The 14,974-nt window shown below is 63.8% G+C and carries 4 protein-coding genes; all 4 read right to left on the bottom strand.

The window, feature by feature from the left end:
- Position 1: 1 nt before the first annotated feature.
- Genes ACQE3D_RS07100 through ACQE3D_RS07085 form a run of 4 tightly spaced genes read right to left on the bottom strand, consistent with a single transcriptional unit; the run spans position 2 to position 14,856 of the window.
- The gene (locus tag ACQE3D_RS07100) at positions 2–736 is read right to left on the bottom strand and encodes an efflux RND transporter periplasmic adaptor subunit (RefSeq protein ID WP_313728568.1); all 735 of its coding nucleotides are present in this window, start codon (positions 734–736) and stop codon (positions 2–4) included.
- Positions 736–2,319 (bottom strand): TolC family protein, encoded by a 1,584-nt coding sequence (locus ACQE3D_RS07095; RefSeq protein WP_313728570.1) that lies wholly within the window; start codon positions 2,317–2,319, stop codon positions 736–738. The genes ACQE3D_RS07100 and ACQE3D_RS07095 overlap by 1 nt, the downstream gene beginning before the upstream one ends.
- Before the next feature lie 23 nt (positions 2,320–2,342).
- Positions 2,343–13,973, bottom strand: a complete 11,631-nt coding sequence (locus ACQE3D_RS07090; RefSeq protein ID WP_427551433.1) for an autotransporter-associated beta strand repeat-containing protein — start codon at positions 13,971–13,973, stop codon at positions 2,343–2,345.
- A gap of 28 nt (positions 13,974–14,001) precedes the next feature.
- Complete coding sequence (locus ACQE3D_RS07085) at positions 14,002–14,856, bottom strand: sulfotransferase family protein (protein ID WP_313728573.1); 855 nt, start codon at positions 14,854–14,856, stop codon at positions 14,002–14,004.
- Positions 14,857–14,974 lie beyond the last annotated feature (118 nt).

Raw genomic sequence — 14,974 nt, 5'->3', positions numbered from 1 at the left:
ATTAGTGTGATTGACTGGGAAAGGCTGCCCGGCCGCTCATGCCGGCCAGCAATTCGGCATGTTTGCCGGTGATACGCCCCAAAATGGCAACGGTTTGGCTGACCGGATCGATACGGGCGCCCAAGGTGACGACTTCGGCCGGGAAATCCCGGTCCAATTCGTCGATGTGCACGGTAAACGCTTGACCGGCCTTCAGCCAGCGCAGCCACGGCGACGGCACGATCAGTTTGACTTCCAGTTGGCCGTCGTCCAACACATCCATGATCGGATCGCCGACTTTCAAATGTTGATGGCGCTGGGCTTTCAGTTCGGCGACCCGGCCGTCGAACGGTGCGGCGATCTTGCACTTTTCCAGACCGGCCTGGGTCAGCGCCACGTCGGCCTTGGCCTCGCCCAATTTGGCGGCGGCGACTTCGACTTCCAGCACGCTGATCGATTCCAGCTTGGCCAAGCGTTGATCGACTTCGTAGGTCTTGGCCGCGCCCTGCGCGGTGGCGCGGGCCTTTTCCAATTGCGCTTGCTGAATAGAGCAGTCGAAAGCCACCAGCAATTGGCCTTTTTTGAAGCGCTCGCCGTCGCGCACCGTCAATTCCTTAATCACCGCCGCCAGTTCCGCCGACAGCGTGGTGGCGTTGCGCGCGGTCAGTTGCGCGCGGATTTCGGTGTCGGCGGCCGGCTCGGCGCGCAAAATCGGCGCCAACGCCAGACCGACCAACAAAAACCAAGCTTTGCCCATCAGGAATGTTCTCCCTGGCCGGCGGCGGCGGTTTCCGGTGTCGGATCGTCGGTGGCTTGCGATGGAAAGCGGCCTTGCGCCCAATCCTGATCGATCGCTTCGATCGCCCGCGCCAACGTATCGACGCTATCGTCGGCCATCGTCGCCGGCAACGGGTCGAAGCCCAGGGATACATACAATTTACCCAGCGCATCCTGCGAATCCGCGTAACTTTGGTGGCGTTGCAACTCGGACAAGACCGAATCGACCGACGTGCGTATCCGCTCCAGCGAACTCATCGCTTCGGTCAACTCGCTGTTCAACACGTGATGGTGGATCTGCTGATTGATGTCGTCGAGCTCGGACGTCAATTTCAATTGGTTTTCGCTCAGCGCCAATTGCTGCCGGGCCAGCCGCACCTGGGTCAAAATCGCCATGTGCGCGGCCAAGCGCCGCGAGTTGGCCAGCGACTCCTGCGTCTCGGCGGTGGCGATGGCTTGCGGCGCCGACAATAGCTCGAACAGATTCTTGGAAATCTGCGTGCCGATTTCGCCCCAGCTTTGATTCAGCAAATAGGAGTTGGAATCGTAATTGCCGCCCAATTGCACCTCGACGCCGGGCAGCAAGCGCAGCATGGCTTTTTTGACTTCGGCCGAGCCGATCCGAGTTTGATACATTTCCTGACGCAATTCCGGACGCAGTTGCAAGGCCAATTCGTCCAGTTGTTCCTGACTCAACTGCGGCGTGGCGATGCCGGGCCAAGCACCGGCCGCGACATCGGCCAATTGATAGTCCTGATTCGGCGGCAGATTGATCAAGCCGGTCAATTCGGCTTTAGCCAATTGCTGTTGCTCCAACAAGCCTTCCAAGCGGCGGACGATTTCCAGCAGGCTTTTTCGATAGCGCAAGGCTTCCAGAGGCGCCCGTAGTTTTTCCGCCTCGGCCTGGCTGGCGAGTTCCAAGGCGCGGCGGGCTTCGGTCAGCACCGGTTGAATCTTGGCGGTCATTCGCTGCGCGCTCAAGGCTCGCCAATAGGCGCTACGTACGTCCTTCATCAAATTGTGGCTGACCTTGCGCCGGCTTTCTGCGGTCACCAAGGCCTTGTTGCCTTCCTGCTGAGCCCGGAAATAACTGACGCCGAAGTCCAGAATATTCCAGCGCAGACTCAAATCGCCCAGGTAGCGGCTGCGGTCCTGCGAGGTCGAGGTTTCCAGCGATTGCCGGCCGGTCGAAATCGAGCGGCTGGCCGAGGCGTTGAAATTGTCGCGGCTGCGATAGCCGGCCGAAGCCACCACTTCCGGCAACAAATCGAAACGCGCCAGCGTGGCCTGGCCTTCCGCGACCGCCCGTTCCATCATCTTGACCCGATGGTCCAGGTTATATTTGAGTGCCCGCGACATCGCCTGATACAAGGTCAACGGCGCGGTCAGCGGTTCTTGTTGCTTGAACAACTGACTCTGATCGAGACCGATCTGGCTCTGCCGCTCTTGCTGGGTTAGCGGCGAAGGCGTCAGCGAACAACCGGTCAGCCATACGGCACCGATCGCCGCCGCCAACAGGCCGGGATTAAACCGAGGGGTCGGTCGGGAATGGTTTTCAGCCATAGCGAATTCCTGTGTCGATAAAGTCATGCGGCGTCCCGTGGATCGCGGAACGCTCGCGCCAGATGGTTCAATAGGGTGTCGGCATCCCGTAGGGTGCGTTGGCTGCCGAACGCTTGCAATTGGGTGCTTAGCGGCGTCTTGCCAAGCTCGGCGCGCGGCTCTCCGCCACGGCCGGAAGCGGGGCGTCCGCCGCCTTGGCCCGGCCGGCCTTCGCCGGCCCCGTTCTGGCCTTCGCCTCCGCTCCGACCTTCGCCGCCCGTACCCTGGCCCGGCCGGTTCTGCGGTTTCAGCACCACGGTCACGACGGTCTGGTTGCCCCGTCCGTCGGTCGCGGTGATTTTGACGACGGTGTTATCGCCGCCCTGTCCTTCTCGCACGCTCAAGCCGCCGGTCGCGGGATCGAAACGTACCCAACTCGGCAGGCTGGCGCCATTGGCCTGGGTCGCCTGAAAACTGACGCCCGAGCTGGTATCCAGGCTGGACAGTGCTTGAGCCGGCATCGTAAACGCATTGCCGCCATCCGCCGACACGCTGGCCTGCATTTGCAAGGAGGTGGTTTGCCCGCTGGTCGAAGACAAACCGCCGTCGCCAACGGTGCTGGAAAACAGTGAGGTGCCGAAACCCGCGCCGCCACCGGCGCCGAGCCCGCCGCTTAAGCCGGCTCCGCCAAATCCGGAACCCCCGCCTAAACCGCCGGCGGCGCCAGCGCCGATGCCGCCACCCAAACCGCCGCCAGTAGAGCCGCCCGAACCAACCGTGCCGCCGGCGCCGGTCGCTCCGACACCACCAGCGGACGAGCCGCCCAAACCACCGAAACCGCCCAGTCCACCGCCAGTTCCCGCGTTAAAGTCCACGGTTTGCGTGGCGTTGGTGACGATGCCTATCGCCACCGCCGCGGTAGGGCTGGAAGTGACTTCCTCGGCGTTGTCCAAGCCGTCGGTGTAACTGGCTGTCACGCTGATGGTTTTATCGACGAAAGCTTGGGTCAGCAACAAGCGAGAGCCGGTCCCCAGGACATTGCCGTCGCCGTCCTTCCAGGTATATACCACGCTACCCTTGCCGTCGGCGTCGCTCAGCGCATCGACGACCGTCAGGGTTTCGCCGGCGGTCGGCGTGCCGCGTATCGTCAACGTGCCGGTCGGCGCGTCGTTGGCATTGGTCAGCGTCACGCTCAGTTCGGTGTCGCGGCTATTGCCGGCCGCGTCGGTGGCGCGCACTGTGATCGAGTGGCTGGCGGCGACTTCGTAATTTAGTTGGCCGCCATCGGCGACGGTGACCGCGCCGGTCGCGGCGTCGATCGCGAAGCGGCCGTTAGCGTCGTCAACCAGACTGTAAACCACCGCATGCAGATCGCTGGCCGTCACACTACCGACCGCCGTGCCGTTCGCGGCATTTTCGGCCACGCTCAAGCTTCCGCTCGCCTCGGCCGGCGCGGCGGTGTCCAACGTGAAGGTCAATGCGACCGACTCAGCCGATGCATTGCCGGCCAAGTCGGTCTGCCGCGCCAACACCGACTTGGCGCCGTCGCCGGCCACGCTAAAACTGTCGCCGCTGCCGGCGACCCAAGTCGTACCGCCGTCGATGCTGTATTCCCAACTGGCGCCGCTTTCCAGAGCGCCCGCATTGACGACGCCATTGTTGGTCAAGCCATCGACGGCACTGGCGCCGCTATCCTCGGCCAAGGCCAAGCTCGGCGCGGCGGAGACTGTATCCAGGGTAAAGGCTAGCGCGGCGGAATTGGCCGAGACATTGCCGGCAATATCAATCTGCCGAACCAACAGCGACTTGGCCCCATCGCCGCTGACGTTAAAGCTGGTGCCGTTGCCCGTCGTCCAGCTCGTGCCGCCGTCGCTGCTGTATTGCCAGCTCGCGCCGCCTTCCAGACCGGACACCGTCACCGCGCCGCTGTTGGTGATGGCGTCGCTGTTACTGGTGCCGCTGTCGGTGGCCAAGCTCAAGCTCGGCGCGGCCGGCGCAGAGGTATCGACCACGATGTCGCGGTTGACACCCAAGGAGTCGGGATCGCCGGGCGCGGCCAAGGTCAATATCGCCGGTAGACTGGTCGAGCTATCCAGTATCGCGCCGCCGCTCAAGGCCAACGCGGTGGTGGCCGCGTAGTCCAGGTCGGCACTGGTGTCGCCGGCTTGCACGACATAGCTGAAACTCAGCGTGGTCGTGCCCGAGCCGCCGCTGAAACTGGCGTTACGGCCGGTATTCAGCGCCAAGGTCGGCGTGCCGGTCACCGTCACGGCCCGGTTGAAGGTCACGGTAATGGTGACGATGTCACCGGCTTTGTAACTGCCGCTGGCGGTCGAAGCCGACACGTCGGTCACTAGCGGGTTGACCAACGCGGTCAGCACCACGTCGTTGCCGGTGCCGCTGGCGTAACGCACGGTATAAATGTCGCCGTTCAACGTCGCGTCGCTGCCCTCGGGTATGCCGTTGAAAGTGCCGGCGCTGCCCGACACCGCGTCGGCGCCGTCGTTGTCGATGATCCGATACGTGGCACCGTTGCTGGCACTGTAAGCGCCGACCCGGCTCACGCTCAACGATCCGCCGTTCAAACTGACGACGCCGTTGACGACGACTTGGTCGAAGTCGGTGCCGGCCACGCCGCCGTCGCCGCCGACTTCGGCGGCCATGTCGCCGCTGAGCCGCAGATTGCCGTTGACGGTCAGCACGCCGATGCCGTTATTGGTGCCGGCCACTCCGGGAGCCAATGTCGCTCCGTCGAGTATCGTCAATTGATTGGTCGAACTGACCGCGAAAATACTGCCGCTGCCGGCCAAGGTCGCCCCGGATTGCACCGAAACGCCACTGGTCCCTCCCAGCGCGCCGGTCACCGCCAGCGCGCCGGCCGATACCGTCGTCGTGCCGCTGTAGGTATTGGCGCCGGATAGCGTCAACGCCGCGCTACCTTGCTTGGTCAACGAGCCGCTGCCGGACAACACGCCGGACAAGGTCGCGGCGGCGCTGTTCGAAACGGTCGCCGCGCCGATCAGGGTTACATTGTTATCGATGTTCGTGGCGGCGCTAATCGACAGCGTGCCGGCGTTCAAGGTCAGATCGCCGCCGCCGAGATTGGCGTCGGAGGCTATCGCCAAGGTACCGCCGCCACGCACCGTGGTTTCTCCGCTATAGCTGTTATTGCCTGACAGGGTCAAAGTGCCGGTGCCGGTTTTAATCAAATTCCCACCAATGGCGCCGTCTTCGACCACCCCGGAAAAGCCGGTCGAGGCATTATTGCCGCCGACGGTCAGGCTGCCGCTGTTCAAGGTCACGCTGCCGGCGCCGGACAGGGAGCCGGCGGTTTCGTTGTCGTATAAAAACAACGTGGCGCCGCCTGCGATGTCGAGCGCGCTATCGTCGCCGATGGCCTCGCCGCCCGAGACCGACAACATGCCGGCCGTTACCGTGGTCGCGCCGCTGTAGGTATTGGTTCCGGACAGTTCCAACTCGTTCGCGCCGGCCTTGGTCAAACCGCCGGCACCGGCGATCGCGCCGGAAAAACTGCTGCCGGTCGCTTGATTGACGGTCAATACCGCGCCGCTATCCAAGCTAATGCCGGCGACCGCCGAACTGCCGCCGGACAGCGTGCCTATCGTCTCGCTAGCGCTGATGCTTAGCGCTCCGGCACCGGATAAGGTCACCGCGCAACTGTCCTTGATCGCCGCGCCGCCTTCAGTCTGCACGGTGCCGCCGGTCACGGCCAGACCGCCGTCCCAATCGCCGGTACCGGACAGTAGCAGCGTGCCGGTCCAGAACTGAGTCAGCGCATAGCTGTTGGCGCCGTCGGTGATGCCGCCGGATAGCGTCAAGGTGTTGCCGCCGGTATCGATCTTGGTGTTGCCGGTCAAAGTGATTAGGCCGCTCAAAGTATTGTCGCCGCCGATGGCGCGGATCGCGCCGTTAGTGTCCGCGCCGACGCCGGCGGCGGAGATCGTGTTGCTGAAGGTCGCCGCGCTCTGTAGGTGCAACGAGGCGCCGTTGGCGATAATCACCCCGCCGCTACCCAGCGCGCCGCTCTTGCTGGTCAGCAGATAACCGGCGCCGATCGCGGTGCCGCCGCTGTAGGTGTTGGCCGAAGCGCCGGCCAGCTCCAGCGTGGAGCCGCCCAGTTTGGTCAGAGCCCCGCTGCCGCTCAGCACCCCGGTGTGTTGCAGGTAGGCGCCGGTATCGACCAGAATCCCGCTGTCCGCCGCCAGCACGATATTGTTGTCGATCGCATTGGGATAGCCGCCGGTCGTCTGCAAGGTACCGCCGCTCAAGGTCAGGTTGCCGGTTCCCAGATTGGCGTCGCCGGCCACCGCCAACGTGCCACCGGCGATGCCGGCGGTATTCAAGCCGGTGCCGCTGGTGCCGCCGGTCGAGGTATTGTTGGTGCCGCCGAGCACCAGTTTGCCGGCGCCGCTTTTGGTCAAATTAGAAACCACGCTACCGTCGTCGGCTAGCGCGGAATTGATGGTCAGCGTATCGCCGGTGCCGACACTGACCCCAATCGCGCCGGCCAAATTCAAGGACTGGCTGGCGATCGTCAGCGAGCGGCTGTCGGTGTCGCTATCCATCGCCAAGGTCACGCCGTCGGCCACGGTATAGGCCCCGCCCAACGTGATGGTGCCGCTCAAGGTTTCGGCGAAGTTGATCGTGGTCGGCCCGGCAATCGTGCCGGCGTAATACAGTGCTTCCCGCAGGTCCAAACCGCCGCCGTCGGCGACGTCGGCATTAAAGCTACTGACCGCATTGCCGTCTATCGCGGTGACGGTCACTGTCAGATCATTAGATACCGTGATCGAGAAGACCTGTTCGACCGAATCGGTGCCGTCGCTGGCGCCGATACGAACCGAATACGTCTGACCGGCGGTCAAAGCCGCGTTGTCGACGCTCAACGTGGTGCCGCTGATTGTAAAACTGGCGTTGTCGGTATCGCCGCTGCCGCTGACCAAGCTATAAGTCAAGGTCTGGCCGGTATCGACGTCGGACGCCGACAGCGTGCCGACCGTGGCGTTGAGCCCGTCGAACACGCTGATCGCGTTGTTGGAAAGTTGCAAATCGGTCGGCGCGTCGTTAATCGAGGTCGCGGTGATCACGGTCGAGCTGTCGGCGGAGCCGCTGCTGGTGCCGTCGTTGCCGGTCAACGTAAACGTGGTCTGGACGGTGCCGGCAGGCACGGCTTGGTTGTCGGTCGGGGTAAACACCAGCGCTTGCAGCAGGGTTTGCAGCGCGCCGGGACTGTTCGCGGTCAAGGTGTAGCTGCCGGCCGAACCGGTCAAACCGCCGCCGGCGCTGCTCAAGGTGCCGTTGGCGCCGGTGTAGCTGATGGTCAGCGTGAACGTGCCCGAACTGTCGTCGGCGTCGGTGTAGGTCACGTTGGCGAACGGCGTGGTCGTGGCATTGTCGTTGACGCTGCCGGCGGTAGTAAAGGTACCGCCCAGGGCCGGCCCCTGGTTGACCGGTCCGGTCAAGCGAAAGTCGTTACTGTTGCTGCCGACCGTGTAACTGGCGGTCAACGCCACCGCGTTAAACGTCACGGTGCCGGCCGCCGCCAAACCGCTAAAGCTGCCGGTGATCGCGTCCGAACCGTCGTTGGAAATCAATGTGAAGGCTTCGCCGCTCGCCGATTTGGTGGCGACATGGGCGCCGGACAAGCTCAGCGTGGCGCCGCTGACATTGACCGCGCCGGTAACCGCCACGCTATCGTAGCTGGCCGAACCGGCAATGTCGGCCGCCAAGCTGCCGCCGGAGGCGATAGTTAAACCGCCGGTCACGGTCAGCGTGCCGACGCCGTCGTTGCTGCCGGCCACGCCCGGCGCCAAGGTCCCGCCCGAAGCGATCGTCAGGCCGCCGTTGACGCTACCGGTGCCGGCCAGCGTGGCGCCGCTGGCCACGTTAACCGCGCCGGCTCCGGCGCCGTTCAAGCTGCCGGTAACCACCAAGGTACCGGCGTCGATCGCGGTCGAACCTGTATAGGTATTGGCGCCGGACAAGGTCAAGCTACCGCTGCCGGCTTTAGCAAAGCCGCCGCTATTTCCGCCGTCCTGCAGAATACCGGAGAACGTGGTCGAAGCATTACCGGCCACCGTCAGCGTGCCGCTGTTCAGTGTCACGGTGCCGGCTCCGGCCAGCGAGCCTATCGTGTCGTCGATGGCGTGCAGATTCAGAATGGCGCCGGAAGCCACGGTGACGGCGGTGGTATCTGCCAGCACCGAGCCGCTGCCGGACAAGGTCAGCGTGCCCGCCGAAATCGTCGTGGCCCCCGTGTAAGTATTGGTGCCGGACAAGTCCAATTCGCCGCTACCCAGCTTGGTCAGGCCGCCGCTGCCGCTGATTACCCCGGAAAACGCCCCTGACGATGCCGAATCGCTAGTCAGCGTGAAGGATTGCAGATCGATATTACCGCTGCTGTAGCTATTGATTTGGCCGACGCTGACATCCGACGCTAACTGGTAGGAGCCGCCGTTCAGCGCCAGTTCGGGCGTGCCGCTCAGCGTACCGGACAACACCACCGTACCGCCGGACGCTTGGAGACGCGACGTGGCGGTCAAGGCATTCGTCCCGGACAGGGCCAAGGTCAGCGTTCCGCTGCCGACTTTGTCGACGGTCGCGCCGCTACCGGTGATCGTGCCGGTAAAACTGGTGCTGGTGTTGTCGCCGCCGATTTCCAAAGTGCTGGAGGTCAAGGACACCGCGCCGGCGCCGGCCAACGAACCGATCCGGTCGCTCGCAGACGATAGCGTCAAGCTAGCGCCGCTGGCCACCGTCACCGCCGAGCTGTCGGCGATTCGGTTGTTGCCGCTGGTGGTCAAGGTACCGGCCGAAATTGTGGTCGCACCGGTATAGGTGTTGGTGCCGCCCAAGGTCAAGGTACCGGAACCGGTCTTGGTCAAACCGCCGCTACCGCTGATGACGCCGGTAAAACTGGTGTTGGAGCCGTCCCCGGCCGTCAACGTAAAAGCCCCGAGCGCAATATTGCCGGCGCCCGCCAATGAACCGATGGTTTTGGCGGCACCCAGCGTCAGCGTGGTCCCGCTAGCAAGCGTGACCGCGGTATTGTTGGCGATGGCACTCCCGTTATTTAACGTTAACCCGCCTAGCGACAGCGTGACGGCGCCGGTCAAGGTATTCGCGCCCGACAGCGTCATCGTGCCGCCGCCGGTCTTGGTGAACAGACCGCTGCTATTACTCAAGACACCCGAGAACGTCGTATCGACGCCGCTGTTGATGGTGCGTGCCGCATTGCCGAAATCGACGTTGCCGGTAAAGGTCAACGCAAACGAGCCCGACATCGTCACATCGCCGCCGAGCGTGATCGCGTTGGCTATGCTGCGCGCCGTGGTGGTCGAACGCAGCTTGCCGCCGTTCCAGGCCAGCGCGCCGGTCCCCAGCGCGCTGTCCGACGCGATGTCGATGATCGTGTTGTTCAACGTAATGGTGCCGCTGTAACCGGTGTTGGTACCCGCTAGCTTCAGCACGTTGCCCGCGCCCCCGCCGACCGAGATGCCACCGGTACCGGTCAGATTACCGTTCAGCGTGATGTTGCCGGCCGTGGTATTGAACGCGCCGCCGTTGGCGGTGACCGATACCCCAACCGAGGAGGTAATACCCCCGGCGCTAGCCGCCAAGGTACCGCCGTCCATGACCAGCGAACCGGCGCTACCTAGACTGGCGGTTTGCAACGTGCCGCCGGACAAGGTCAGCGCGCCGCTGAAGGTGTTGCTACCCGACAAAATCAGGGTGCCGCTGCCGGCTTTGGTCAATCCGCCGCTACCGGAGATTCCGCCGGAAAACGTGGTTGACGAATTGTCGCCGCCGGCGGTCAGGGTATTGGAGCCAAGAACGACGCTACCGGCCCCGGCCAACGAACCGATCGTCTCGGATGCGTTGAGACTCAAGGTGCTGGCCACGCTGACCGCGCTGGTGTCGGCCAAGGCGCTACCGCCGCTCAAAGCCAGCGTGCCGGCCGACACGGTGGTCGCGCCGGTATAGGTGTTGGCGCCGCTCAGTGTGAAGGTGCCGCTACCGGTTTTGGTTAAGCCGCCGGTTCCGCTCAGCACGCCGTCGAAACCGGTCGAGGTGGCGTCGCCGCCGGTCGTCAACGTGAACGAACCGAGATCGAAGCTGCCGGTCACGCCGCTGCCGCTCAACGACCCGATGGTTTCATCCGCGCCCAGCGTGACGGCCAGACTTGCGCCGTTGCCCAAGGTCAGCGCGCTGGCGTTGGGGATCGCCGCGCCGCCGTTCAGAGTCACGGCGCCGTTACTGAACGAAGTCGCTCCGCCGTATGTATTGCTGCCTGACAGCGTCAAGGCACCGCCGCTGATTTTACTGAGACTGCCGCTGGCGCCGGATATATCGGCGGACACGGTCAAGGCGGCGCTAGCGCCGAGCAAATTCAAGGTGCCGGACCCGGCCAGTACCAGACCGCCACCGCCGCTACCGGCTATCGTCACGGTCTTTGCCGCTTGCAAGGTCACCGTATCGCCGGCACCCAAGGTTGCGGTGGAGCCGGTTAAGGTCAGCGTGGTGCCGCTGGTCAAATTGCTTAGAATCACGCTATCCGCGCCGGCCTGGGCCGTCGAGCGCGCCAACGCTTCGCGCAAACCGAAGCCGTCGGCGGCGTCGTTACCGCTGTCGTCGCTGGTCTGGGTCACGTAAATACTGGAACTGGTCACACTGACATCGGCATTCGTCGTCGCGGTACCGTCGCTCAACGCGAAACGGATCGTGGCATCGCCGAACGGGGTGCTGTTGGCGTATTGAATGCCGCGCATCACCGCTTGCACCAACGCGGTGGTGGCATTGGCGTTGAAGTTGATCGTCAACACCCCGCCGGTATTGGTGTAAGTAGCGAAGGTGGTCGCGCCGCCGGTTTGCAACGCCGAACCGGTATCGCTGAAACCGCTGGCATTAAAGCTGTAGACGTCGTTGCTAGTGGCATCGGCGATACTGGTATCGCCGATCTTGCCGCGCTGCACGGTCAACGAAGCGCCGTTCCAGCCGCTCACGTCGTTTTCGGCATCGGAAACGGTCAAATTGCCGCTGGCATCGAGGGTCACGGTGCCGGACAAGGCCACGCTATCGCCGTTCAAACCGCTAATCACCGCCGCCGAATTGATGCCGGAAACAGTGATGCCGTTGCCACTGGTATCGGCAATACTACCGCCGGTGATTGGCCCGTTCCAATTATCGGCCCCCGCCAAATTGTAAGTCGTGCTGCCGCTGGAACTGGTGCCGTTTTTATCAAGCAGGGTGTTGACCTGGGCCTTGTCGGTGGCCGACAACGTCAACGTGAACGCAGTCGCCGAAGTGATCTCCACGTCGCTGGTGTCGGTCAAGGTGTAGCTGCCGCCTTGACCAGTCAACGTAAACAACGAAGCGTCGATATCGTTGGTCGCGCCGCTTTGCTTGACCAGATGGGTGCCGGTCACGACCAACAAGCCGGTCGCGGTGTCGTAGGTCGCCGAGGTCAAGGTCGGCGTTTGGGTACTGCTGACGGTAACGCCGTTGCCGGTGGTATCTGCGGATGCCGAGGCGGTGCTGTCCCAATTCGCCGCGCCGGCCAGATTGTAGGTGGTCGCGCCGGCGGACGCGGTCCCGTCCTTATTCAGCAGGCCTTCGACGTTGAGCTGATCGGTGGCATCCAAAGTAATGCTAAAACTGGTGGAACTACTGGCGGTCACCGTGTAACTGCCGGCCAAGGTATAGGTATTGCCGCCCTCGCCGGTCAGTGTCAGCTTGGTGGTATCGATGCTGTCGCCGGTGGTCATATTAGCGCCGGTGACGGACAGCACGTTGGTGCCGGCGTCGTAGGTAGCCGACGTAATCGACGCCGTCGGCGAGGGCGGCGTCCAGGCGGCCGTGCTACCCGGCCCGTCTAGCCATTCGGTGCCGGCGTTACCGCCCGACCCGGAGGCGCCGGGGTTACCGCCCGAGGACGTTCCGCCGGCACCGCCGCCTCCGTAATTCGAGGTGTGGGTAATGGTAGCGTTTTCGTATTTGAAGGCACCATTGTTGTAGATTCCGCCGACGCCGGCTCCGCCGTCGCCGCCATCGACACCGTAACCACCCGCACCGCCGCCGCCGGCGCCGAGATTGTTGGTGATCGAGGTCGACGCCATGTACACCGTTGCGCCGGAACCGATTGCTAAAGCGCCGGCGCCGATCCCGCCCCGGCCAACCACCGCGCTGCCGCTGCCGCCTGAACCGTATCCGCCGCCGCCGCCGCCGATAAAATTCAGTCCGCCCGAGCCGGCGGTTCCCCCGGTTCCGCCCGCATTGGCACTACCGCTGGTTCCCCCCGCGCCGCCGGCGCCACTGGCGCCACTGCTACCGCCCCGGCCAGAGGCGCTGGCAACCCCGTTAACACCGCCATTTCCGCCAGTACCCGCGGAACCCGAGGCGCCAGGTGTAGTATTATTAAAAGCCCCTCCGGTTCCGCCGACAGTCGTCCCCCAACCGCCGCCGCCGCCGCCGCCGTAACCGTAAGACCCGTTGTCACTACCGCCGTTGCCGCCGCCGCCGGCCGCGACGTTGCCGGTGATTGTCGAATGCAAAAATGTGGCCGTGGTGCCCGCGCCGGTCACCGAGATTCCGGCGCCCAACGCATCGCCGCCGTTGACGCTGTTATACGCACCGCCGTCGCCCGAAACCAAACCGTGGGTGATCGTCAAACCGTCGACGGTCACGTTGCCGCTGGTAATCGACAGCACCCGGCTGTGGTAATTGGCATCGACGGTAACATCGGCACTACCGTTGTCGTCCAGATCGCCGTCTATCGTCAAATTTTGGCTGATACTTAACTGGCCGCTGGACAAGGTAATCGTCATTCCGGCGTTGAACGTAATCGTGTCGCCGGACGACGCCGACGCAATCGCCGCGCGCAACGACCCGGCACCGCTATCGTTATTGTTGGTCACGGTGACCGTCGCCAGCGCGTAATCGTAGTCGGCCATGGCCGAAGCGGAAAACGCCGCGGGTGCCGAGACGTCGCCGGTGCGCACTTCCAAATCCCAATCGCCGCCAGCGCCGGTGCGGTTGTCGGACACCGCCACGTCGGCCCCGGTCAGATCGGCCAGGGTCCGGGCAAACGTAGCGCCGTCGGCGCCCCTGCCCAGGTTGCAGGAATAGACTTGCAGATCGCCGTCGGCCGCCAGCGCTTGGCCTATCGTATCGAGTTGAGCGGCGTAGCCGCCGATTGAATCATTGTTCAGCCAGGCATTGCCCAACCAAACGTTGGCCTCGCCGCCCTCGGCGACAATGGAAATCGCCGAAATGTCGCGGCGATCCGCCAAATAGTCGGCCATCTGTTGCACGCCGTCGCGGCCGGCCTCCAACATTACGACTTCGGCGCGCGGATCGGCGCCGGCCAACAAGGTTTCGGCGTCCCTGACCCGGCTGTCGACGAAGATGACGGCGGTAGGCCGGGCGGCCGTCGCTTCCGGGAATTGGCAGGCGGCCGCCGCATCCAGCAAATGTTGAGCGTCCAGCGCCGAAGGCGGCTGATCGGCGGTCGGCGGCGCGTCCGCTTGAGCGGCGTCGGCGCTGACCGCCGCCGCGCCGTCGAACAGGATGCGCGGTTCCAAGGCCCAGGCACGTAGCGGTGCCGCCTTGGAACGATGGCGAGTCCCGGCGGGGCGAATACGCTCGAATAGTTTCATGGTCTTGCTCCCCAAAATCGACGGTCAATCAAACGGATTTCGCCAGCGGCCGAGCGGCGGCCGGTTGCGCGGAAACAACGTGGGCGCGACTGCCGCGGCCGTCGCGCCAGAACGCCATATCGGCGTATTGCTCGAACAGATCCGGCGGCAGAATGGTCGCCCGGTTCTCCAAGGTCACTCGAGGTCGAATGCTGTGCAGGCCGGACAAGCCCAAATTGTTGTCGAAGGCCGGCGCGTCGTACTGCAGATTCGCGAAATCGTGCGGATACGCGGGCTCGCCGAGAAAATCGTAAATCAACGGCATCACCTTCTCGGGCGCCCGAGCCAGCAAATCGTAGTCGACGACCAGCAGCGAAGCGGCCTGCTCGCCGTAAAACGCTTCCTTCAGCGCCGACCAGGCAAAACCGACCAGGCGATTGCGCTGCGCCAAGGTTTCCACCCGGCTATACACGGTATTGCGCTCGACGTCGTCGGCGAACAAGCGGCTGTTTTCATAGGGGCTGGCCCGGTACAGCCGCTCCAGACTGTCCATGACCCAGGCCACGTTGCGGACGCAGGCAATGATCTTGGCGTCCGGGAACAAATCCAGCAGTGCCGGCAAGCGGCCGCACCAAGCCCGGTTGGTATCGAACACCACATCCTTGCCGGTTTCCTCGGCGTAATAACTGTCGAACAAACCGCGCAGCAGGCGGCGGCGTTGCGCGGTGGTCACGACCGGCCCCCACTCGCTACCGGCGCTGACCTGATCGAGCAAACCCGAAAAAAATGCGCCGACCGGACTGGTCATACCGGCTTGAAAGCGCGGATTCTGTTTCAGAATAGCGGCCAGCAGCGTCGAACCGGAGCGCGGCAGGCCGGAAATAAAGTGGTAACGATGACTCATTGCGAACCCAGCACCAAGGCGCGGGCCGTCGCGTCGACAACCCGCGGCATATCGATATTTTTCATCAGCACAGTGTCGGTAACAAGTTCGCGAACGGGTAATGGGTTCGAAAAATAGT

The organism is Methylomonas sp. MS20 (assembly GCF_050275925.1).
GTDB lineage: Bacteria > Pseudomonadota > Gammaproteobacteria > Methylococcales > Methylomonadaceae > Methylomonas > Methylomonas koyamae_A.
This window is presented reverse-complemented; position numbering and strand designations above follow the sequence as displayed.

Coding starts and splice junctions, on each gene's coding strand:
- ACQE3D_RS07100 (WP_313728568.1), bottom strand. CDS start 736: ATGGGCAAAGCTTGGTTTTTGTTGGTCGGTCTGGCGTTGGCGCCGATT.
- ACQE3D_RS07095 (WP_313728570.1), bottom strand. CDS start 2,319: ATGGCTGAAAACCATTCCCGACCGACCCCTCGGTTTAATCCCGGCCTG.
- ACQE3D_RS07090 (WP_427551433.1), bottom strand. CDS start 13,973: ATGAAACTATTCGAGCGTATTCGCCCCGCCGGGACTCGCCATCGTTCC.
- ACQE3D_RS07085 (WP_313728573.1), bottom strand. CDS start 14,856: ATGAGTCATCGTTACCACTTTATTTCCGGCCTGCCGCGCTCCGGTTCG.